This is a genomic window from Allobosea sp. GW822-FHT05A11, from assembly GCF_058800455.1.
Map to the genome: position 1 here is coordinate 100,428 of NZ_JBXAMI010000002.1, position 22,385 is coordinate 122,812.

A 22,385-nucleotide genomic window follows, 5' to 3' on the forward strand; every position below is an offset into this window, starting at 1 on the left:
AACAATCCAACCGATCGACCAGAGCCTAAATCCCGACCGTGATCAGTTGGCAATCCCTTCCTTCCGCTTCGCGCCATTCCCTGACAGCAAGGCGAGAGCCCCGTTCACCAGCCCGGTCAACGCAGATTTCGTCCAGCTCTGCGCGGCACGCTCGAAGAAGCGCCAGATCAGCCAGGAGAAGGCGATCAGCCCCAGTGTGACGAGGATCACCAGAGGCAGGGGCGGGAGCATGGCGCCGGCCAGATTGAAGACGACGTAGCCGATATGCTGGTGGAGCAGGTAGAGGGGATAGGTCAGGCCGCCGATCGCCAGCATCAGGCGCGAGGGCAGCGGCAGGCGCGGGAACCGGATGGAAGCGGCAACGGTCGCGAAGATCACGATACAGGACGCCGCCACCACGAGATCGCTGTAGGCGACCTGGTAATTCTCCCGGTTCCACTGCGCGAGTTGCAGCGACTGGAAGATCGCGACCGCCGTGCACAGGGCCAGCAAACCCAGTATCTTGCGATCATAGCCATCGCGGAAGGCGGCATAGAGGATGAGACCGGCGCAGAAGAAGGCGCTCTGATCAGTGAGGAGCAGATAGCGCATCACGCCACTGGAGACCGTCGCCCGGTCGATGACCGAGATCAGCAGCCAGCCGACGACGATCGCGGGATAGTTCGCGCGCTTGAACCGGCCTGCCGCCATGAAGGCGAAAACCCAGGCGTAGAAGACGACCTCGTAGAAGATCGACCAGTACGAGCCATCAAGGGCCTGCTTCCCGATCAGCTCCGGCTTGATCAGGAGGTTCGCGGCCCATTGGCCTGTCGTCGCGTGCAGGCGCGGAGCACCGAAGGCCACCACGACCAGGAAGGTGATGGTCATGCACAGGACGAAGGTCGGATAGATCCGCGCGAAACGGGCGATGCCGAACTGAAGCGGCGTGCGCCCTTCCGCGGAATAGGCGATCACGAAGCCGCTGATCACGAAGAAAAGCTGCACGCCGAGATAGCCGTATTTCAGGACGGGCTCATAGGCCGGCAGCGCGATATCGGTCACGCCGAGCGACAGGCCCCGAAAGCCGAAATGGAACAGTAACACGGCCAGGGCCGCCAGCAGGCGCAGCGCGTCGAGGGTTTCGAGCCGCAGGCTGGGGGCGGCGGTTTCCGGCTTGGTCATGAAACTCGCATGTCGCTCGCTGCAAGGGCGGCGCCGGACCCCTCCAGCGTCGGACACCGGGCACTATAGCGGATAACCGCCGTTCGACCGGGACAAAGCCCGGCGATGGTTACCCGTCCGCAATGGCACCGGAACGCCCGCCACGTTCGGCTTCGTCGAAGCAAGATAAAATGCCTAGGAAATTATACTCACCAAAACACAAAGGAATAATAGCCTAGGCACATTATCCGCCTGCTTCCAAAAGCATCATGGACGGGCCGTCGCGATCTGGTTCACAATGCTGCAACGCAAAACGGAGCCGCCGATGACGACCAGGACGCCGCGCCAGTTCTTCCGCCCGCTCGCGATCGGCGCGCCGGAACCCTTCCGCGAATTGCCGCAGCGGCTCGAGCGGATGATCCATTTCGTGCCGCCGCATCTGGAGAAGGTCCGCGCCAAGGTCGGCGAACTCGCCGGACAGGTCGATATCGTGCTCGGCAATCTCGAGGATGCGATTCCCGTCGAGGCCAAGCAGGCGGCGCGCGACGGCTTCATCGCCATGGGCAAGGCGGTCGATTTCGGCAAGACCAGCTTGTGGACCCGCGTCAATGCATTGAATTCGCCGTGGTTTCTCGACGACATCAGCGCGATCATGGCCGAGATCGGCGGCAAGCTCGACGTCGTGATGGTGCCGAAAGTCGAGGGCCCCTGGGACATCCACTATGTCGACCAGCTGCTGGCGCAGTTCGAGGCGCGGCACCAATTGCGCAAGCCGATCCTGATCCACGCCATCCTGGAGACGGCGGAGGGCGTGAAGAATGTCGAGGCGATCGCGACCGCCTCGCCGCGTATGCACGGCATGAGCCTCGGCCCCGCCGACCTCGCCGCCTCGCGCGCGATGAAGACGACACGCGTCGGCGGCGGGCACCCCGAATACAAGGTGATCGCCGACCCCTCCCCCGATGGCGGATCGCGGGCCGTCGCACAGCAGGACCTCTGGCACTATACGCTGGCCAAGATGGTCGATGCCTGCGCCGCGGCCGGGATCAAGCCGTTCTACGGCCCGTTTGGCGATTTCGCCGACGAAGCCGCCTGCGAGGCGCAGTTCCGCAACGCCTTCCTGCTCGGCTGCGCCGGCGCCTGGACGCTGCACCCTTCGCAGATCGCCATCGCCAAGCGCGTCTTCAGCCCGGACCCCACGGAAGTCGCCTTCGCCAGGCGCATTCTGGAGGCGATGCCGGACGGCTCAGGCGCAGTGATGATCGACGGCAAGATGCAGGACGACGCCACCTGGAAACAGGCGAAGGTGATCGTCGACCTTGCCCGGCAGGTCGCTGCGCGCGATCTCGATCTGGCTGAGCGCTACGGAATGTGATGGGACAAACGGTCCCGATCGATTGATTTCGACGCATTTACGACGCATTGCTTGCGCAAGGCGGCAAGACCTAGAGGTTGTTAGGGGTTATGGGACAGGTTTGACGCGAGCGATTTTGCGCGAATGCCAGGAGTTCGAGGACGCAAGCCTTCCGGCTTGCTACGAAGAACGACACAGCAGTCGCGCAAAAGCGCCGCGCCCTGTGGGTGAGGTGAAAACGCCGGAACTGCAGCTTCGCACCGCTTGCCGATACCAGCGGTATCGGCTGCGCGATGCTCCTCCCATCTCCGGCGTTTTGACCTCATCAAACCTGTCCCATAACCCCTAACAACCTCCAGCCGGCGGCGCATCGGCCGGCTCACGATGGATCAGTCATGGAAGCGCGTTCGGCCAAGTTCAGGATCGGGCAGGTGGTCAAGCACCGCATCTACCCGTTCCGCGGCGTGATCTTCGACGTCGACCCGGTCTTCTCGAATACCGAGGAGTGGTGGATGGCGATCCCGGAGGCCATGCGCCCGTCGAAGGACCAGCCCTTCTACCATCTCTTCGCCGAGAACCAGGAGGCGGAATACGTCGCTTATGTCTCCGAGCAGAATCTCGTCGACGACGATTCCGGCGAACCCGTGCGCCATCCCCGCGCCAGGGAGTTCTTCCGGCGTGATCGCAAGGGCCGCTACAAGCTGGACCGTGCCGATTTGAACTGAAGCCGGCTGCCTTTCGTAACCTACGGTTGTCATTCCAGGGCGCGCCGCAGGTGCGAACCCGGAACGACAAAGGGCTGACCAAAACCACCCCGCAACTATCCGCAGACTCCAGCGCCCCAAGAAAAAGGCCGGCCCCGCAAGGGACCGGCCTTTTCTGTTTCAGGCGGTAGCGCCGTGGCTCAGGGCTTCGGCGGGGTCGCGGGCACGGCAGGCGCGGCGCCGGGGGCCGGGGCGGCACCCGGAGCGGCAGCGCCGCCGGCGCCGAGGCGCTGGCGCAGCTCTTCCTGGCGCTTGCCGAGTTCGTCCTGCAACTGCTTCTGCTGCTCCTCGAGCACCTTGGGGTCGATCGCCGCGCCATCGAAGCCCTTGGCGAAATCGGCGAGCGGGATGGTGAAGGTCAGCTCGCGAGCGCCCTGGTTCTGGACGCTAACGTTCAGGTTGGTGCCCTTCTTCATCGCGTTGATGAAGTCGTCCTTGACCTGCGCCTCGGCGAAGCAGCCGTTCGGGAAGCAGATGGCGTAGCGGCCGCCGGTCGGCTGGGCGCTGTCGACGCCGAATCGGATGCCGGGCTGCAGCAGCAGGCCGAGCGGCATCAGGAAGCGCACGATCTTGTTGGCGTCGCCCTTGACGTCATAGATCGCGACGGCCAGCACCGGTTGCCCCTGATCCGAGACGAAGTCGCGCGTGGTGTAGCAGATTTCCTTGTTGGCGCCCTGGTCCTTGCCGCAGACCTTGGTCCAGCTCGTCTGCGACGGCTCGGGCTTGACCTGGACGACGGTCGGGCCGGTGGCCGCGGCAGCGCCGGGCTGGGCCGGAGCGGCAGGCTGCTGGGCCGGGGCAGCCGGACGGGACGGAGCCGGGCGCTGCGCCGGAGCCTGGGCGAAGGCCACGACGGGCGCGAAGCCGATGGCCGCGCTGAGCACGAGGCCCAGAGCAGATGATGACAGGCGATACGAAGCGGACATTCCTTGTCTTTCCTTATCAAGCGAATTCGGGATCACGACTTCGCAAGCCGCGCGCGTCACCGCTGATGGCCCAATCGCATGGGGCGCCGGCCATCGCAAGCCGTGCACATCAAGGCCGATTGAGGCGTTTGAATGACACCCTGCCCTCGCCTTTAGCGAGTTCGCACCAAGGATTCCAGCCCGAATAGCTGCGTGACCATGCTGTGCCCATGCTATTCTTGCGCAGGGAATCAGGTCGCGAGATGGAATTTCTTCGATTGCCCCAGGCGATGAACCGCCGCGGGGTCAACCTTATGCTGGCTTTGGCCCCGTTCGTCGCCCTGGCGCGCGGCGGCGGCGCGTTGGCCGATTCGGCCCCGCTGCGGCACGCCATCGCCATGCATGGCCAGCCGGCCCTGCCGCCCGGCTTCGCGCACCTGCCCTATGCCGACCCCAAGGCTCCGAAGGGCGGGCGCATCGTTCTCGGCATCCAGGGAACTTTCGACAGCCTCAATCCGCTTGTCGTACTCGGCGTCGCGCCCGATGCCGTGCCGAAATACGTCCAGCAGAGCCTGCTCTACCGCTCGGCGGACGAACCTTTCACGGCGTACGGCCTGCTTGCCTCGGGGGTGTCGCTCGACGCGGACCGCACCCGGCTCGCCTTCGAGATCGACGAGCGAGCCCGGTTCTCCGACGGCAAGCCGGTCACCGCCGAGGACGTGATCTTCACCTTCGAAATGCTGAAGACGAAGGGCAAGCCCTTCCATCGCTCCAGCCTCGGCCGCGTGACCAAGGTCTCGGCGCCCTCGCCCCGGCGCGTCGAATTCGAGCTCGGCGACGGCTCCAACCGCGAATTGCCGCTGGTGATCGGCGCGATGCCGATCTTCGCGAAGCATGCGACCAACGCCGAAACCTTCGGCGAAACCAGCTTCAGGCCGGCACTCGGCTCCGGCGCCTATAGCGTCGAGGAGGTCCGGCCCGGCGAATCGCTCACGCTGAGACGGCGCAAGGATTTCTGGGCCGAGGACCATCCTGTGACGCGCGGGCTCTATAATGCCGACGAGATCCGCTATGATTTCTACCGGGATTCGAATGCGCTGTTCGAGGCGTTCAAGGCCGGGCTCTATGATGTGCGCCTCGAGGGCGATCCGACGCGCTGGATGACCGGCTACGACGTGCCGGCCGTGCATGACGGGCGCATCCGGCAGGAAACCCTGCATTTCGACACGCCCAAGGGCATGACCGGCCTGGTCTTCAACACGCGCCGGCCGATCTTCGCCGATGTCCGGGTGCGCGAGGCGCTGGGCCTGCTGTTCGACTTCGAATGGGTCAACCGCAACCTGTTCCATGGCGTCTATCGCCGGGCCGGCAGCTTCTTCTCCGATTCGGATCTCTCGGCACTCGGCGTCCCGGCCGACGGACGGGAGAAGGCCCTGCTCGCCGGTTTTCCGGGCGCGGTGCGCGAGGACATTCTCGCCGGCAGCTGGAGGCCCGCCGAAACCGACGGCTCGGGCCGCGATCGCGAGCAGGCGCGCAGGGCGCTCGATCTGCTCAAGACGGCCGGCTACGTCCTGCGCGAGGGCGTGCTGCGCAACGGCAAGGACGAGCCCTTCGCCTTCGAGATCACCGTCACCAGCCGGCCGCAGGAGCGGCTCGCGCTCAATTACGCACAGTCGCTCGCCCGGCTCGGCATCGCGGTGTCCGTGCGATTGATCGACGACGTGCAGTACTGGCGGCGGCTGTCGACCTTCGATTTCGACATGATCCAGTGGACATGGCCGGCCTCGGCCTCGCCCGGCAACGAGCAGATCGGGCGCTGGGGCTCGGCCAATGCCGCCCGCAACGGCGCCCTGAACTATGCCGGCGTGAAATCCCCGGCCGTGGACGCCGTACTGCGGGCCCTGCTCGGGGCTCGCGAGCGCGAGGATTTCGTCGCGGCGGTGCGGGCGCTCGACCGACTGCTGATCTCGGGCTTCTACGTTGTGCCGCTGTATTACCTGCCCGATAGCTGGATCGCACTGGCGCGTGGCGTCGTGCTCGCGGGGCGCCAGCCGGCCTATTTCCTCTCCAACGAAACGCTGGCGCGCCTCCCGGCCGCACCGGCTCCGGCGAACTAGGGTTTGTCGATGCGGGCAGACCAGGACGAAGCCTCCGCCTTGCTCGACGGTCTCGATCTCGACACCCTGCTCGCGGCCCTGACCCGGACCCGCGGCTACGATGCGGCCCTGCGCGATCCGCCGGGCCGGCGCGGCTGGAGCGACGTGAAGCCCGGCTCGATCAATTTCCTGGACCTCGACGAGCGCATCGACCGGCTGGCGCGCCTGCTCGCCATCAACAAGGGCACGCCGGGCGCGAGCGTCGCGATCCTGGCGCCGCTCGGGCCCGAGGCGATCATCTCGATCCTGGCGAGCCTGCGTGCGGGGCTTTCGCCCTTGATGCTGCCGCTGCACGGCAACGAGCTCGAATTGCTGGCGCTGATCGAGGCGTCCGGCGCGGTGATGGCGGTCGGCGTCAGCCGGGTCGGACCCTTGCGGCCGCTGCTGACGTTGCGCAACCTCGCGATGCGGGCCTTCGGCACGCGCTTCGTCGGCGGTTTCGGGCCGGATGTTCCCGATGGCGTCGCCCCCCTCGACGTGCTGATGGCCAGCCCGACGCTGCATCCCCTGCCGCAGATGATGGAGCGGCCGGCGCTGCAGATCGCTGACGGCCTGTCGCTGCAAGGGCCGATCGCGCTGCCGGAACGCGAACTGCTCGGCAAGGCGCTGGATATCTCGCGGGCGCTGAAGCCCACCGTCTCGTCGCGCATCGTGACGACGCTGGTCGGCGGCGACCTCGCTGCGCTGGCGAGCGGGCCGGGCATGGCGATGCTGAGCGGCCTGGAACTCCTGCCGCTCGGCCTGTTCAGCCTCGGCGACCTGGAGGCCTGTATCGAGGGCGGGCGCAGCGTCCATCTGGTCCTGCCGGGCGCCATGGAGCCTGCGCTGGCGCATTCGCGACTCGCCGGGCATCCGGCGCTGGCCAGCCTGGTCTTCGTCCATCGGGCGACGGAGGCGCGCAGCTTCCCGGCCATCGACCGGCCGGACGTCGCCATCGTCGATATCGAGGCGCGTTCGGCCCGCGATATCACGGTCAGCAAACGGCAGGGACCTTCGCCGGCCGAATAGCGCCTTCATCCGGAACTTCGGCGGCGGCTTCGCGTTGACCGACAGGGCGTCCTTTTTGGAGTGGCAGCCATGCTTGCCGCCGGTCTCGTCCTTCTGTCTCTCTCCAGCACATCTCCTGCGATCATTCAGGTGGCGGATTCGCCGCCGCGCTTCGACATCGCCGCGTCCTGCCGCGATGTCGGCAAATCGGGCATCGACATCGGCCGCCCCGCCAGAGCCTGCCAGGGCGACGAGGAACGCGCCCGCGCCGCGCTCACCGCACGTTGGAACCAGTTCCAGCCGGGCGCCCGGACGACCTGTGTCGAAAGTGCCAGTTTCGGCGGGCCTCCGAGCTATGTCGAGGTCCTGACCTGCCTGGAGATGAAGAAGCCGTGACGGCAGGGCACGTGTCAGCCCCACACTCCGGCATTCCCAGGTTGCCTTCGCCAACCCGCTCCGCAAAGCTCCCGACTCAATCGTCGGAGAGACCGCCCCATGCGCAGCTTTTGCCTTTCGCTTCTCGCGACCGCCCTGCTTACCAGCGGCTCGGGGCCGGCGCTCGCCAACCCGCAGGCCTGCGCCGACCTGTGGACGGCGCGCAACGAGATCTACAAGGCGCAGGGCTATTGCTTCCGGACGAAACGCGCCATCGCGGCCTTCGGCAATGCCGGCTGCCAATATGACGATGTCGAGGACCTGCCGCTCTCGGCCAATGACCACCGGGTGATCGCCGACATCGTCCGGCAGGAGCGCGCCCTGCGCTGCCCGCGCTGAAGCCGATTGCCTGTGGAAGGCAGGGCAGCCCTGCGTCCAGCGAAGGAAAGGCCGTGCTAGAAGCGCCGGCCGCATCTCCGCGCCCGATCCAACACGACGACTCACCGCCCGCATGACCACCGCAATCGAGATGGGAACGACAAGGACCGGCGAGCCCGGTCTGATCGATCTCGCCGAATTGCTGGCGACGCGTCTGCTCGTGCAGGGCAATTCCGGCTCGGGCAAGTCGCATCTGCTGCGCCGCCTGCTGGAGCAGAGCGCGCCTTTGGTGCAGCAGGCGATCATCGATCCCGAGGGCGACTTCGTCTCGCTCGCCGACCAGTTCGGCCATGTCGTGGTCGATGCCGAATGCGGCGAGGCCGAATTGCAGCGCGTTGCCTTGCGCGTGCGCCAGCACCGCGTCTCGGTGGTGCTCAATCTCGAAAATCTCGAAGCCGACGAGCAGTTGCGCGCCACCGCCGCCTTCCTCGGCGGGCTCTTCGATGTCGACCGCTCGCTCTGGTTCCCGATGCTGATCGTGGTCGACGAAGCGCAGCTCTTCGCGCCGGTGATGGCGGGCGAGGCCTCCGACGAGGCGCGCCGGCTCTCATTGGGCGCCATGACCAACCTGATGTGCCGCGGCCGCAAGCGCGGCCTTGCCGGCGTGATCGCGACGCAGCGCCTTGCCAAGCTTGCCAAGAACGTCGCAGCGGAAGCCTCGAACTTCCTGATGGGCCGCACCTTCCTCGATATCGACATGGCCCGCGCCGCCGACCTGCTCGGCATGGACCGCCGTCAGGCCGAGATGTTCCGCGATCTCGAACGCGGCCAGTTCGTCGCGCTCGGCCCCGCCCTGTCGAAGCGCCCGCTGCCGATCCGGATCGGCGCGGTCTCCTCGGTCGATCGCGGTGGCGCGCCGGGCCTGATGCCGCTGCCGGAGCAGGCGCCGGAGGAGGCCGGCAAGCTGATCTTCACGCGCGGCGAGGACGAACCGCTGCCGATGGCCCGTCCGGTGCGCCCCGCGCCGCGTCCCAAGCCCGATCCGACCGAGGTGCTGCGCCGAATCGAGAACTATCGCCCTGCCCCGCAGGCGGAGCCGGAACCCGAGATCGAGCTGGAGCCGGCCGAGCGCGAGGCGATCATGGTCGAGATCCTGCGCGAATTGATGGCCGATCCCGAGGCGCGCTCGCGCCAGGTCGCGGTGCTCTACCAGGACTTCACCGTACGTTGCCGGATGCGCCGGCTCGGCCGCACGCAACTCAGCCTCGAAGAGTTCCGCCGCAGGCTCGCCGTGGCGCGGGCCGGCGTCAGCGACAGCATCGCGACGAGCGATGGCTGGCAGGCGGCTGTGGCGGCGTCCGGCACGTTGCCGGAAGACCTGCAGGGGCTCTTCCTCTTCATCGCCCGTACCGCCATCGAGGGCCGGCCCTGCCCCAGCGATGCCGAGCTCGCGGAGATCTATGGCAGCGCCTCGCCGAGCCGCGCGCGCCGCGTGCTCAGCTATATCGAGGAGCGCGGGCTGATCGTCTGCCATGTCGATTTCAGAGGGCAGCGCACGCTTGCCCTGCCGACGCTCGGCGTCGAGACCGCGCCGGGGCTGGCGCAGCCGCGCACGGCGGGCATGCCGCGCAGCGCGCGAGGGTGAGGAGGAATCGCCCGGTCATTCGGCCGCGCGAAACTTGACCACCCCGCCCCCGAACGTGCATGACCTCAAGCCGTATTCACGGGTCCGGCCATGCGCGTTCTGTTGATCGACAACTACGACAGCTTCACCTGGAACCTGGTCCACCTCATCGGTGGGCTGGGCGCCGAGGTCGATGTCTGGCGTAACGATGCGCTCACCGTCGACGAGGCGCTTGCCGGCGACCACGACGCGATCGTGCTCTCGCCCGGCCCCTGCACGCCCAATGAAGCCGGAATCTGCCTGAACCTGATCCGCGAAGGCGCGGGGAAGAAGCCGATCTTCGGCGTCTGCCTCGGCCTGCAGGCGATGGGACAGGCCTTCGGCGGCGAGGTGGTGCGTGTGCCCCTGCCGATGCATGGCAAGGTCTCGCCGATCCGCCACCGGGCGCGCGGGCTGTTTCGCGGCATCAACGGACCGCTGCAGGCGACGCGCTATCACTCGCTCGTGGTCGAGCGAGCCTCCTGCCCCGATGTCTTCGAGATCGAGGCGGAGAGCGATGACGGCCTGATCATGGCGCTCTCGCACCGGGAGCTGCCGGTCCACGGCGTCCAGTTCCATCCGGAGAGCATCGCTTCCGAGCATGGCGCGACGATCCTGCGGAATTTCCTCGACCTCGCGGAGCGGTGGCAGAGCGAACGCGAAGCCTCCGCCCTGACCCCTTCAGCCTGATTCCGCAGAGTTCCCATGGACGATTTCAAACCCTTCATCGCCAAGGTGGCGACCGGCGCGACGCTCTCGCGCGAGGAAGCGCGCGACGCCTTCGACACCATCCTCTCGGGCGGGGTCACCAACGCGCAATCGGCCGCCTTCCTGATGGCGCTGCGCGTGCGCGGCGAGACGATCGACGAGATCGCCGGTGCCGCCAGCGCGATGCGCGGCAAGATGCTCACCGTCAAGGCCCCGCCGGAGGCGATCGACATCGTCGGCACCGGCGGCGATTCCTCCGGCTCCTACAATGTCTCGACGCTGGCCTCGATCATCACCGCGGCCTGCGGCGTGCCGGTCGCCAAGCACGGCAACCGCGCCGCCTCCTCGCGCTCCGGGGCCGCCGACGTGCTGACCGCGCTCGGCGTCAAGGTCGGGCTTGATCCGGCTGCGACCGAGCATTGTATCCGCGAGGCCGGCGTCGGCTTCATGTTCGCGCCGACGCATCATGCCTCGATGCGCCATGTCGCGCCGGTGCGCACCGAGCTCGGCACGCGCACGATCTTCAACCTGCTCGGCCCGCTTTCCAACCCGGCCGGCGCCAAGCGCCAGCTCATCGGTGCCTTCTCCGAGACCTGGCTGGAGCCGATGGTCAAGGTGCTCGCCTCCTTCGGCTCGACCCGCGTCTGGGCCGTGCACGGCTCGGATGGGCTCGACGAGATCACCACGACAGGCCCGACCCGTGTCGTCTCGCTGGAGAACGGGAAGATCGAAAGCTTCTCCATCAGCCCCACCGATGTCGGCCTTGAACCTGCAAAGCCCGAAGTCCTGCGCGGCGGCACGCCGGAGGAGAACGCGGCGGCGCTCAACGCCGTGCTCGCCGGCGAAAAGACCGGCTTCCGCGACATCGCCGCCTTCAATGCGGCTGCGGCGCTGCTCGTCGCCGGCAAGGCCCGGGATTTGAAGGACGGCTTCGCCCAGGCGACGGCCGCGCTCGATTCCGGCAAGGCCAAGGCGACGCTCGCCGCGCTCGTCAAAGCCTCGAACGCGTGAGGCCGGCATGACCGACATCCTCGCGACGATCGAAGCCTATAAACGCCAGGAGATCGCGGCAGCCAAGGCCGCGGTGCCGCAAGCCGAGATCGAGCGCCGGGCACGTGCGGCCGGCAAGCCGCGCGGCTTTGCTGACGCGCTCGCAAACAAGCTCGCTCAGGGCACGCCGGCTCTGATCGCCGAGATCAAGAAGGCGAGCCCCTCCAAGGGCTTGATCCGCGCCGATTTCGACCCGCCTTCGCTCGCCCGCGCCTATGCGGCCGGCGGCGCGGCCTGCCTCTCCGTCCTGACCGATGCGCCCTCCTTCCAGGGGCGGCCGGAGTTCCTGACGCAGGCGCGCGAGGCCGCAGGCCTGCCCGCCTTGCGCAAGGATTTCCTCTACGAGCCTTATCAGGTCTACGAGGCCCGCTCCTGGGGCGCCGACTGCATCCTGATCATCATGGCCGGTGTCGACGACGCCACCGCCAGGGCGCTGAACGAGACCGCGCGCGAACTCGGCATGGATGTCCTCGTCGAGGTCCATGACGATGCCGAGCTCGACCGGGCGCTCAAGCTCGAAAGCCGCCTGCTCGGCATCAATAACCGCGACCTGCGCAGCTTCAATGTCGATCTTGCGGTCACCGAGCGACTGGCGCCGCGCGTGCCGGTTGATCGGATCGTCATCAGCGAAAGCGGCATCTTCACGCATGAGGACATCGCCCGGCTCAATCCGATCGGCGTCAACAGCTTCCTCGTCGGCGAGAGCCTGATGCGGCAGGCCGACGTCACCGCCGCGACGCAGGCGCTGCTGACCGGCAAGGCCGTCGCGGCGTGAGCCGGCTCAGCCATCTCGACGCGCAAGGCCAGGCGCATATGGTCGATGTCGGCGGCAAGGCCGAGACGACCCGCATGGCGACCGCCGAGGGCCAGGTGGTGATGGCGCCGGAGACGATCGCGATCGTGCGCGACGGCAACGCCAAGAAGGGCGACGTGCTCGGCACCGCGCGCCTCGCCGGCATCATGGCGGCGAAGCGTACGCATGAATTGATCCCGCTCTGCCACCCGCTGCTGCTCAGCAAGATCGCCGTCGATCTCGCGATCGACGAGGCCCTGCCGGGCGTGCGGGTGCGCGCGGAGGTGAAGATGAAGGGCCAGACCGGCGTCGAGATGGAGGCACTCACTGCCGTCTCCGTCGCCTGTCTCACCGTCTACGACATGGTCAAGGCCGTCGACCGGGCGATGCGGATCGAGAACATCCGCCTGCTGCACAAATCCGGCGGCCAGTCCGGCGATTACGAGGCGAAAGCTAGCTGATGGCGCTCACCCCGGTCCCCGTCGCGCGCAAGGCGCTGCTCGACAGCATTCCGGGGCCGACCGGGGCGGAAACCCTACCGCTGGCGCAATGCGCCTGGCGGGTGCTCGCCGGCGAGGTCAAGGCGCTCAGGACGCAACCGCCCTTCGCCAATTCGGCCATGGATGGCTATGCCGTGCGCGGCGACGAGATGGCGGAAGGCGTTTCGCTCACTGTCATCGGCGAATCCGCTGCCGGCCGGGCCTTCGATGGATCGGTCGGGCCGGGACAGGCCGTCCGCATCTTTACCGGCGCGCCGATGCCTGAAGGTGCCGACACCGTCCTGATGCAGGAGGATGCCGACGGCGTCGGCGGCCCGGTGATTCAGGTCCGCGTGCCGCCGGCGAAGGGCAAGTTCCTGCGCGCCGCGGGGCTCGATTTCCACGAAGGCAACGTGCTGCTGCAAGCCGGGCGCGTGCTCGACAGTGCCGCGCTCGGCCTTGCCGCTGCGATGGGGCATCCGACTTTGCCTGTCCGGCGGAAGCCTCGGGTGGCGATTCTCGCCACCGGAGACGAACTGGTGGCGCCGGGCGAGCCGGTCGGCCGCGACCAGATCGTCGCCTCGAACTCGTTCTCGCTCGCCGCTTTGGTCGAGAAGGCTGGTGGCACTGTCATCGATCTCGGCATCGCCCGCGACGACCATGCCGATCTCGCCAGCAAGATCGCGCAAGCCCGCGAGGCCGATGCCGATGTGCTGATCACGCTGGGCGGTGCCTCCGTCGGCGCGCATGACCTCGTGCAGGAGGCATTGACGCGCGCCGGCATGGCCCTCGGCTTCTGGAAGATCGCAATGCGGCCGGGCAAACCGATGATGACCGGGCGCCTCGGCCGGATGGTCGTGGTTGGGTTGCCCGGCAATCCGGTCTCCTCAATCGTCTGCGGCCATCTCTTCGTGCTGCCCTTGATCGAGGCGCTGCTCGGCATAGCGGATGCCGATCGCGACCGCAGCATCCCCGCCATTCTCGGCCGCGACATGCCCGGTAACGACGAGCGCGAGGATTACCTGCGCTCGGAGCTCACGCTGACGCCGGAAGGCTGGGTGGCGACGCCCTTCGACCGGCAGGATTCCTCGATGCTGGGAACATTGGCGCGGGCGCAGGCCCTGACGATTCGGCCCGCCCATGCCGCTCCCGCGAAGAAAGGCGAGGCCTGCCGCATCCTGCCCTTGCGGTAGCGGCTTGCGGAACACAAGCAGAACGCGTATGGTGTTCGTGCTTTGTTTCGAATCTGCGCATTGAGGGGCTGGCGGCGACCATGCTGACACGCAAGCAACACGAACTCCTGCGCTTCATCCAGGAACGCTTGCGCGAGAGTGGCGTGCCGCCCTCCTTCGACGAGATGAAGGATGCGCTCGACCTGCGCTCGAAATCCGGCATTCACCGCCTGATCATGGCCCTGGAGGAGCGCGGCTTCATCCGCCGCCTGCCGAACCGGGCGCGCGCGCTCGAAGTCATCAAGATGCCGGACGGGCTCGGCGCGCCTCAGGCGCGGCCCCGCTTCAGCCCGGCCATCGTCCAGGGCGGCCTGGGCTCACAGCCCAGCATGGCCAAGCCGCGCCCTGCCGAGGACGACAGCCGGCATTCCATCGCCATCCCGGTGATGGGCCGCATCGCGGCGGGTACGCCGATCTCGGCGATCCAGAGCCGCAGCCACACCGTCTCGCTGCCGCCGGACATGCTCGGCTCCGGCGAGCATTACGCGCTGGAAGTGCGCGGTGATTCGATGGTCGAGGCCGGCATTCTCGATGGAGACACCGTCGTCATCCGCAGGCAGGACACGGCCAATACCGGCGACATCGTCGTGGCACTGATCGATGACGAGGAAGCGACGCTGAAGCGCCTGCGCAAGCGCGGCTCCTCGATCGCGCTCGAAGCGGCGAACCCGGCCTACGAGACCCGCGTGCTCGGCCCCGACCGGGTCAAGATCCAGGGCCGGCTGGTCAATCTGATGCGGCGCTACTGAAGGCGTTCGGTGTCGGCCTCGGCTTCGTTATCGGCGGCCGGTGCGGGCTGTGCGGTGACCGACTGATTGGTGGGACGCGTGCCTGGCTCCGTCAGGCGCCGCTCGCGCCGGCGGCTCCAGGGCCGCTCACTGTCGGACTGCTCCGCGATATGGCTGCTCCATCCCGACGCCGTCCGGTAGAGCGAGGTCGCGCCGTCGCGCGATAGCATCATGCGCTCGACCAGCCTGGCCTTGCAGGTGCCGCCCCAGGGGACGGCGGTGACGACGAGGTCGGCGCGCTGGCAATCCTCGATGATGGCGAGTCGCTCGCGCGTATAGGAGATTGTGCGCTTGTCGGCGGTCTGCGCAACGCATGCCAGCCGGTCGCAGGCGATGCCGGCGCGCAAGCTGGGATCGTTGGGCGAGCGGCTGTCGCCATCGGCGGCGAGCCATTGCTGCAGGACGAAGCGGCTGGGCTTGCCCGCGATGGCGAGGCGGCCATCGGGACCGCGCACCGCCAGCCCGGAGCCGTCGCGCTCGATCAGGATCTCCGGCCGCTCCGGCTTTCCGGCGAACGCGACGCCGAGGATCAGCGGCAGGGCCGCAAGCCAACGCCAGGCCGTGGTCCAGAGCGTCAGCCAAAGAAGCGTTAGCGCGAAGCCAGCCAGCACGCCTGAGCCGAAAGCCGCCACCGTCACGGTGGAATGGTCGATGGCCGCGACCCAATGCGCCACCTTGAGGACGACGTCGGAGGCGAGCCCCATCAAGGCCCAGGCCGGCCAGTCCAGCCCGAACGGATAGGCGAGCACGCCGAACACCGCCGCCGGCATGACGAAGAGCGAGACGAAGGGCAGCGCCATGGCGTTGCCGAGCAGGCCGAAGGGATTGAAGGTCTGGAAGTGATAGGCTCCGAAGGGGGCTGTCGCGGCCGTCGCCAGCATGGTGGTGACGAGGATGCCGAGCGCCGCCGTCCAAACGGCTCCGAGCGGCCAGGGCAACACGCGCGGCGGCTCGGTGCGGCTTCGCCCTTCCCAGCGTTCCGCGAAGGCGATCAGCGCCGCGACCGCACCGAAGGACATCTGGAAGCTCGGCCCGAGCAAGGCCTCCGGCTCGCGCAGCAGCACGATCATCGCTGCGAGCGCGAGATTGCGCATGCTGAGCGCGGCGCGGTCGACAAGGATCGCGCCGAGCATGACCAGCGTCATGATGAGCGAGCGCTCGGTCGCGACATCGCTCCCGGAAAAGATGCAATAGGCGGTCGCGCCGAGCATCGCCGCTGCCGCCGCGATCTTCTTGACCTGCCAATGCAGCGCCACCGTCTGCGACAGGACCAGCAGCGCCCGGACCAGCCAGAAGATCGTGCCGGCGGCGAGCACCATATGCAGGCCCGAGATCGAGACAATATGTTATCTGATTATTTTACTTCGATCCCGTGCAATGCTTGCCTCTCAGGATCCAACTCAAGCCAAACTATTCACTGTCGATTCCGTGCGCACCCCGGCTTCTTCATATCGCCAATCCGGGATCGACCAGACGCGGATCCTATCCAGCAAATCAGAATCATTGACCGTGACGTGCAACCTGGGCACGTGTGGCGCTAGGCTTCGATCTAGGAGGAACGGCCGATTTCATCCGCAGCATTGACCGATGCCGCCTTCGAAGAAAGGCCTTCCACGCACCCTTCCCTAACCCCGCGTGAGCACATCGCGCGAGTCGCGGATCGCAAGATCAAAGGGTTTCTGGGGACGATCGATGAAACCGGCGAATATTACGATTCGGTCCACAAGCAGAATCAGAGCCTGTCGCAGCACATCATAGCGGACTACCACGGCCGGTTCCTGATCGAGCTGATCCAAAACGCCAACGATGCGCACGCCAAATGGCGGCGCGATGGCGAGATAGCCTTGCTTCTGGCCAGCGACGAGGGCGATTGCGGTACTCTCTACGTAGCAAACCGGGGCCAGCCTTTCGGGCGCAAGAACGTCGATGCCCTTTGCGAAATGGGTCTGTCCAGCAAGCCCCCAGGCGAAGCCGTCGGTAATAAGGGTCTGGGATTTCGTAGCGTGCGTCACGTGACCGACACGCCCGAAATCTTCTCACGTATGGTGGAGGATGGTCCAGGGACCGGCTTCGACGGCTATCGCTTCACCTTCGCCCGCGGTCCCGAACTCGATCCGCTGCTGCCGGATGATAGGAGGAGAGAGCTGGCGCGCGATGATCTGCCGGCGTTCTACATTCCCCGATGGATCGAGGAGGTCCCGGCAGCCGTTCTTGAGTTCGCGGAGCGCGGGTTTTCCACCGTCATCCGACTGCCGCTTCGAAATGCCCCGGCATTGGAGGTGGTGCGGACGGAAATGGTCGGTCTCGCGAAGGCCGACGCCCCGATGCTCCTGTTCCTGCGGCGGATCAGCAGGCTCGAGGTTCGCATCGAGGGGCAGAAGCTCCCCGAGCAAGCCATGTCGCTGGTTTTCGAAAGAAGCGAGGCGACGGTGGCCGACGGTTCCGGCCCCATGCTCGTGGATCTCGGTGTGAGCGGACGATTCTGGGTCGCCCACACCGACATCAACGAGTCCGAGATGCAGGCGGCGGTAACCCACGGCCTCGAATCGGGAGCGCTTCCGCAGAGTTGGCGCGGCTGGAAAGGCGCCGGTGAGGTCGCACTCGCCGTACCTCTGGGCGACGAACGCCCCGGCTTCAATCCCCGTCTGTACACGTTCCTGCCCATGGGGCGTGGCGCGACCTCGCCATTCCGGGGACATTTGCACGGCAGCTTCTTTCCAAGTTCGAACCGCGTGAGCCTCGACCCCACCGTTAGGGTGAACGCGTTGGTCTTGGAACATGCCGTCGAGCTGGCTTCGGAGACGGCCCGGTGGCTAGAGCTTCGCAGCGCGATGGAAAGGGACGTCACGGTTCCGATCGTCGCGGCGGTCCGGGCAGCCGTGGACCTCTTGCTCTGGAAGACGCCAACGAGCCTCCTCGAGCGCGATGCGGAAGTCGATGCCGACGAAGGGGAAGAAGACGATGCGATCGACCTCGGCAAGGCCATGGCCGCCGAGATTGTGCGACGCTGGTCGGCGACCTCGTTGGCCGACGCTGCGTTCGTGCCGTGCTTGGGCGATTGGACCGGAGATCGTCTGGCTCGTCCCGAATTGGGGCCGGTCGCCTGGACCACTCCGACAAGGGCGAGGCGGCCGACCACGATCGGCAAGACGTTCTCCCTGGACGTTCTCGCGCGCCACGGAGCCGCCGCCGGCGTCGCGCCGGTCTGGGCAGGGCTCGGGCAGAGGCGCTCGGAACTCCTTGCAGATTTCCTTCGGCAACACGCCGGAGGACACTTCAAGGATCGGATGACCAACACCGAGCGCGCGCAGATCGCGGAGGGTCTCGCGAGGGACTTGGCAAAGGCTAAGAAGGCCGACTGGGTAAAGTGGACGGCCTTCTATCAAGAGCTTTCGGAATTCGTGGGCACCGATGCGGCCGCGCTCGCCGGCCGCGAAATCCTGATCTGCCAGGACGGCAGCCTTAGGGCGACGCGTTCGGCCGCGCCCTTGGAAAGGACCGCCACCGACGGTGCGACGCGTCGCAAGCGACGCGAGCCCCGTGAGGCGATGGTGTTCATGCCGCCGCGCCGGGGCGAGGCCGAGGACGGTATCGGCGAGGACTTCTATCCGCCGGTGCCGGCGAGAGAGTTCTTCGCCTTCCTGAACGATGGGCTGCCGTGGTATTCCGAGCTTGCGACCGCTCGTCAATTTCTAGAGGAGGACTTGGTTGCGCCGTTCGAAAGTGAGGCGCTGCTCACCCGCATTTCCCAAATCGTCGAGCGGGACGGTACAAGGAAGGTCATGTCCGCATGCCTTCGCTGGGCCTTCGCGATCTGGCGTCGGTCCGTCGCGGTCAAACGGCCGGTCGCGCTGGGCCCCAACTATCGACTTTTCGTCCCGACGATGCAGGGCGAGTTCATTCGCGCCGCCGATGCGGTGTTTTCGTCGGCATGGCCCGAGCGAACACTCGGCCACCAGCTGCAGCAATTTCTCGAATTGGCGCCCGCGGGCTCTCCCGACATCGAGGACGTGCGCACGCGACGCCTCGCCAATCCGTCGCATTCGGTCTTCGGGATGAAGCAAACGGAGGCATGGACCGACTTCCTTTGGGGTGTCGGCGTGCAACGCGGGCTGGAGCCTAAGTCGAGAGAGACGACTAATTATGTCGAGGCCTGGCGAGTATCGAGCTTCGATTTCCTGAAGGATCTGGAGCTGCCGGAGTCGTTTGGTCCCCTTATCAAGAAGGACATCGGAGTGCTGCCGAAGATCGAGGTCGGATTGCCGACGTCGACCAGATACGACGTGGGGGCGCTGTGGTGGATGCCGGCGCAGGCGGACATCGACACTTTTAGCAACGAGGCGCTCGACGCGTACGCGCGATTGATCGTCGAGTGGATCGGCAGGGCCGAGCACGAGCACCTCTGGATGGAGGTCAAGCATCAACACAACTATCGATCGGACAAGCGCGACTGGCCGACGCCCCTCGCCGCGTTCCTGCGATCGGCGGCCTGGGTACCCTGCGAGGAGCCGGGCGAGGACGAGTTGAAGCGGAGCCGGCACACGGGACGCGACGTTTGGTTGTCGACGGGTAGCGATCGCTATCCCCCGTTTCTTCGCCGGCCATCCCATCGCCTTGCGCGAGCGCTCGATCGTGCGACGGACGGCGCCATGACAATCTTGCGCGAATGCGCTGGTTTCAGGTCGTTCAACGCCGACGAAAGCCTACTTGAGCAGGTCGATTTCCTGGCGAAGCAGTTCGCCGAGGGCCACGTCAGGAGATTTCACGAGCGCGAGTTGATGAACGTCTACAACCGGTGTTGGACGCGCCTGGCGGATCAGCACGCGGCCTGGACCGTAATGCCTTCTGCCCGGTCTCCAAGCCAACTTTTGGCCCGGCGAAAGGGGCAGCTCGGGTTGGCGAAGATGCGCGGAGCCGATGCCGACACCGTCTATGTTCGGGACAGTGCCGATGCTGTCGCTGCGAACCTGGTCGAGGTCATCGGCGATCCGCTATTCGACGCTCGGTCAAACGAGCCCGCTCGGCTGGGGGAGCTTCTGCGGAAGCTTTACCCCAAGGCCATCCATAGAACGTCCGAACTGGCCTACGACATCCACGTCGACGGGATTTCCCTTGCGGAGTTGCCAGTGGGAACGCCGCTGGTGGAACGGTGTGCCTGGCTTCGCCCGATGTTGGCGGCGTCGCTGGAGGCCTTGGACAGCCTGGAGTCCAACCGGCTCCCCGCCGACCGATCCGGGATCGTTCAGGTGCTCGATCGAATTGAGCTTCACGTTAAGACGAACGTCGCGTTTACGCTGGAAGGGACGGACGTTACCCCTTCGAAGTCTCGGCCCGCATACTATTTCCAACGTGGTCGAGGCGAGCCGCTGGTTATCGTCGTCGGCGAAGGCGAGCTGACATGGTCGCTGGTAGAGGCGGCGATTCCGGTGATCGGTGACGCGATCCAGCAATCTGCCGTCGTGCCGCATATGAAGCTTCTAACGCGGCAACTCGCCCACGAGGGTGTTTCCGTCGCCGATTGTTCGCTGGGTCAGGAAGATCTCCTCAAACTTTGTCAAGCGTTGGAACTCGGCGAGCAAGCCACCGAAGCGGCGAGGGATTCGCTCGGCGAACGCATGGACCGCAAGCTTTCATGGTTTCGCGCGATCGTTTTCCATCATGGCGGCGGTGCGGCGCTCGACCACTGGCTCAAGGGAGAACTCGCCGCCTGCCAGGAGCGCGCCGCACTCGTAGAGCATCTTCGCGCGTGCCTGCCTCCCGGCAGTAGCGCGGCCGACGACGTGGTTCAGGCAGCCAAGGTCAGCTTCTCGATCGGCGAGTTGCGGGAGAGGCTGGGGCTGGAGTTTGCGGCGTTCAATGCCAGCCTGCTGGAAAGCGGCAGCGAACCGGACGTCGATCCTGCGGGCCAGCAGGCGCAGCTCGAGCTCTATGTCGACGACAACCGTATAACCATAACCAATTCCCTCCGGAACATGGTCGCTCCGACCGTCCTGGCGTTTGCGGCGGATGCCCGTTATGCCGCTGCTCGGGAGGCCCTGGCCGGATTGAAGCCGAACCCGGACTGGCTGCAGATATTCGAGCGCATCCCCGAAACGGAGTTGGCGGCATATCTCGGTGCTTGGCTAAAGACCGCAGGCGCACCGCCGCTGGGAGAGAATCCGCATGACTTGGCTGAGCTCACCACCGTACGGATGTCCAACACCGCCGTTTTGAAGACCGTGGTTCGCATCGCCCAACCTTTGATCCAAGCCTGGGGCATCCAGAAGGGAGCTACCGTCGACGAAATATGGCGAGAGCCGAACCAGGCGGAGATCGATCTCCGTCGGCGATTGGAGGAATCCGGCGCCTTCGACTGTCGGACCTGGACGAAGGAAGAGCTCGTGTCCTGGTTCGCACACCTTGATCTATGGCCGGCGGACATGGGCCGAACCCTCGATCGAAGCGACCTCGGCATCGCCGAGACGGAGATCGAGGCCCAGGCTCAGAAGGCCCGAGCGGACCGCGAGGAACGCGCCCGAGAGGCTCGATCGGTACTTCTTAATGGGAAGTCACGCGACCCGCTCGCGGTCGACTGGACGAAGCTTTCCCTGGAGGTCGCGCAAGGGCTATCCAAGGCCGTACTGAACCGGCCGATTGGCACGTTCGCAGATCTCGCTCCGGCGGACGCCGCCCGCCGTCGCGCCGGTGCCGGCGCAGGTGGTGGTAGTGGTGGAGGAGGCTTCAGCGGCATCCCGCAGGATAAGAAGGACATGATCGGGCGGCTGGGCGAGCTGTCGGTGTACCACTGGCTGAAGGCGAGACAGCCGGGGCAGGATATCGACCAAGCGTGGGTCTCGGGCAACGCGGGCCCCTTCACCGGCGTCGCTGGCAGGGACGGTCTAGGCTACGATTTCCGCATCGCGTTCAACAAACAGACTTGGTTCATCGAAGTGAAGGCGAGCACCGAAGATCCGTGCCAGTTCGAGATGGGCGAAACGGAGGTGCGGTTCGCGCGGGACGTAGCGCGGTCGCGCAAACCCGAGCGTTATGTCATCGCCTACGTCGCTAATGTGGGTCAAACTGGTCGGACGACGATCGACATCCTTCCAAACCCACTGAGCCCCGATGCCGACGGGACGCTCAACATGGTTGGTGACAGCATACGCTACACCTTCGGGAGGCGGATCTAGTTGCGCGCTAACATTGCCGGCCGCTTAGCGGTGGCGGATGCCGTATACCTCCTTGGCGCGCCTCAACCTGCGTCGAGTATCCATATATCCGTTCTACCTAGACATTCGTTGGAGGTTCTGCAGGTTCGGCGTACGAATGCTCGACCGGCATGGCCGCAACCAGTCAGTCGCTCGACGGCGACCCGACAATCCTCGACTCAATGGGGTCGATGTAGGGGCGCATCGTGGAGGGCGGCCTCGTTTCCTTCGCGATACCCGCCCGTTGGATCGAAGGCGATATCGACGATAGTATCCATAGTTCCTGTTCTCGAGCTGACGGCTGAGAAGCGTTCTGGGCAGACCTTACTTGCACGAAGGTTAGCCAGTGCGGCTGCAGGCTACTGACATCTCCTGACAGACAGTTCGACCACGGTTAGGAAGGAAGGTGGCGGGGGTAAACGAGGA

At 66.2% G+C, this 22,385-nt stretch carries 17 protein-coding genes; 14 read left to right on the forward strand and 3 right to left on the reverse strand.

Annotation, left to right across the window (positions count from 1 at the left end):
- Positions 1 to 42: 42 nt before the first annotated feature.
- A complete protein-coding gene (locus AC1RLU_RS05910; protein ID WP_492794435.1) occupies positions 43 to 1,161 on the reverse strand; it encodes an acyltransferase family protein in 1,119 nt (372 codons plus the stop codon).
- A gap of 304 nt (positions 1,162 to 1,465) precedes the next feature.
- Here AC1RLU_RS05910 and AC1RLU_RS05915 point away from each other — a divergent pair, with 304 nt between their 5' ends.
- Positions 1,466 to 2,515: an HpcH/HpaI aldolase/citrate lyase family protein gene (locus tag AC1RLU_RS05915; RefSeq protein ID WP_492794437.1), complete on the forward strand. Its 1,050-nt coding sequence runs from the start codon at positions 1,466 to 1,468 to the stop codon at positions 2,513 to 2,515.
- Positions 2,516 to 2,889: 374 nt separating this feature from the next.
- Entirely contained in the window at positions 2,890 to 3,219 is a 330-nt protein-coding gene (gene hspQ / locus AC1RLU_RS05920; protein WP_061968025.1) for a heat shock protein HspQ, read from the forward strand.
- Positions 3,220 to 3,398: 179 nt separating this feature from the next.
- Here the strand turns inward: hspQ and AC1RLU_RS05925 are convergent, their stop codons facing one another.
- Positions 3,399 to 4,184, reverse strand: a complete 786-nt coding sequence (locus AC1RLU_RS05925) for an invasion associated locus B family protein (protein ID WP_492794438.1) — start codon at positions 4,182 to 4,184, stop codon at positions 3,399 to 3,401.
- 293 nt (positions 4,185 to 4,477) lie between these two features.
- On the opposite strand from AC1RLU_RS05925, the gene AC1RLU_RS05930 reads away from it, so the two are divergent.
- From AC1RLU_RS05930 to lexA, 11 genes are all read left to right on the forward strand, one after another.
- A complete protein-coding gene (locus AC1RLU_RS05930) occupies positions 4,478 to 6,280 on the forward strand; it encodes an extracellular solute-binding protein (protein ID WP_492794439.1) in 1,803 nt (600 codons plus the stop codon).
- Between the two features lie 9 nt (positions 6,281 to 6,289).
- The gene (locus AC1RLU_RS05935; protein WP_492794440.1) at positions 6,290 to 7,327 is read left to right on the forward strand and encodes an AMP-binding protein; all 1,038 of its coding nucleotides are present in this window, start codon (positions 6,290 to 6,292) and stop codon (positions 7,325 to 7,327) included.
- A gap of 69 nt (positions 7,328 to 7,396) precedes the next feature.
- Positions 7,397 to 7,702, forward strand: coding sequence for a hypothetical protein (locus AC1RLU_RS05940; protein ID WP_492794441.1), 306 nt, complete (start codon positions 7,397 to 7,399; stop codon positions 7,700 to 7,702).
- Positions 7,703 to 7,801: 99 nt separating this feature from the next.
- Positions 7,802 to 8,080, forward strand: coding sequence for a YARHG domain-containing protein (locus tag AC1RLU_RS05945; protein WP_492794442.1), 279 nt, complete (start codon positions 7,802 to 7,804; stop codon positions 8,078 to 8,080).
- 112 nt (positions 8,081 to 8,192) lie between these two features.
- Positions 8,193 to 9,704 carry a helicase HerA domain-containing protein gene (locus tag AC1RLU_RS05950; RefSeq protein ID WP_492794444.1) on the forward strand — a complete coding sequence of 504 codons (1,512 nt, stop codon included), beginning with the start codon at positions 8,193 to 8,195 and terminating at the stop codon, positions 9,702 to 9,704.
- A gap of 90 nt (positions 9,705 to 9,794) precedes the next feature.
- Positions 9,795 to 10,412, forward strand: a complete 618-nt coding sequence (locus AC1RLU_RS05955) for an anthranilate synthase component II (RefSeq protein WP_492794445.1) — start codon at positions 9,795 to 9,797, stop codon at positions 10,410 to 10,412.
- A gap of 15 nt (positions 10,413 to 10,427) precedes the next feature.
- Positions 10,428 to 11,441, forward strand: a complete 1,014-nt coding sequence (gene trpD / locus AC1RLU_RS05960; protein WP_492794446.1) for an anthranilate phosphoribosyltransferase — start codon at positions 10,428 to 10,430, stop codon at positions 11,439 to 11,441.
- A gap of 7 nt (positions 11,442 to 11,448) precedes the next feature.
- Positions 11,449 to 12,255 carry an indole-3-glycerol phosphate synthase TrpC gene (trpC, locus tag AC1RLU_RS05965; protein WP_492794447.1) on the forward strand — a complete coding sequence of 269 codons (807 nt, stop codon included), beginning with the start codon at positions 11,449 to 11,451 and terminating at the stop codon, positions 12,253 to 12,255.
- The gene (moaC, locus tag AC1RLU_RS05970) at positions 12,252 to 12,734 is read left to right on the forward strand and encodes a cyclic pyranopterin monophosphate synthase MoaC (protein WP_492794449.1); all 483 of its coding nucleotides are present in this window, start codon (positions 12,252 to 12,254) and stop codon (positions 12,732 to 12,734) included. Before trpC ends, moaC begins: the two co-directional genes overlap by 4 nt.
- The gene (locus AC1RLU_RS05975) at positions 12,734 to 13,945 is read left to right on the forward strand and encodes a molybdopterin molybdotransferase MoeA (RefSeq protein WP_492794450.1); all 1,212 of its coding nucleotides are present in this window, start codon (positions 12,734 to 12,736) and stop codon (positions 13,943 to 13,945) included. The genes moaC and AC1RLU_RS05975 overlap by 1 nt, the downstream gene beginning before the upstream one ends.
- Positions 13,946 to 14,025: 80 nt before the next feature.
- A complete protein-coding gene (gene lexA, locus AC1RLU_RS05980; RefSeq protein ID WP_142115492.1) occupies positions 14,026 to 14,733 on the forward strand; it encodes a transcriptional repressor LexA in 708 nt (235 codons plus the stop codon).
- Here lexA and AC1RLU_RS05985 read toward each other — a convergent pair.
- Positions 14,727 to 16,115 (reverse strand): ComEC/Rec2 family competence protein, encoded by a 1,389-nt coding sequence (locus tag AC1RLU_RS05985; RefSeq protein ID WP_492795226.1) that lies wholly within the window; start codon positions 16,113 to 16,115, stop codon positions 14,727 to 14,729. The genes lexA and AC1RLU_RS05985 overlap by 7 nt on opposite strands.
- Before the next feature lie 237 nt (positions 16,116 to 16,352).
- Here AC1RLU_RS05985 and AC1RLU_RS05990 point away from each other — a divergent pair, with 237 nt between their 5' ends.
- Entirely contained in the window at positions 16,353 to 21,941 is a 5,589-nt protein-coding gene (locus AC1RLU_RS05990; RefSeq protein WP_492794452.1) for a protein NO VEIN domain-containing protein, read from the forward strand.
- The last annotated feature ends 444 nt before the right edge of the window (positions 21,942 to 22,385 follow it).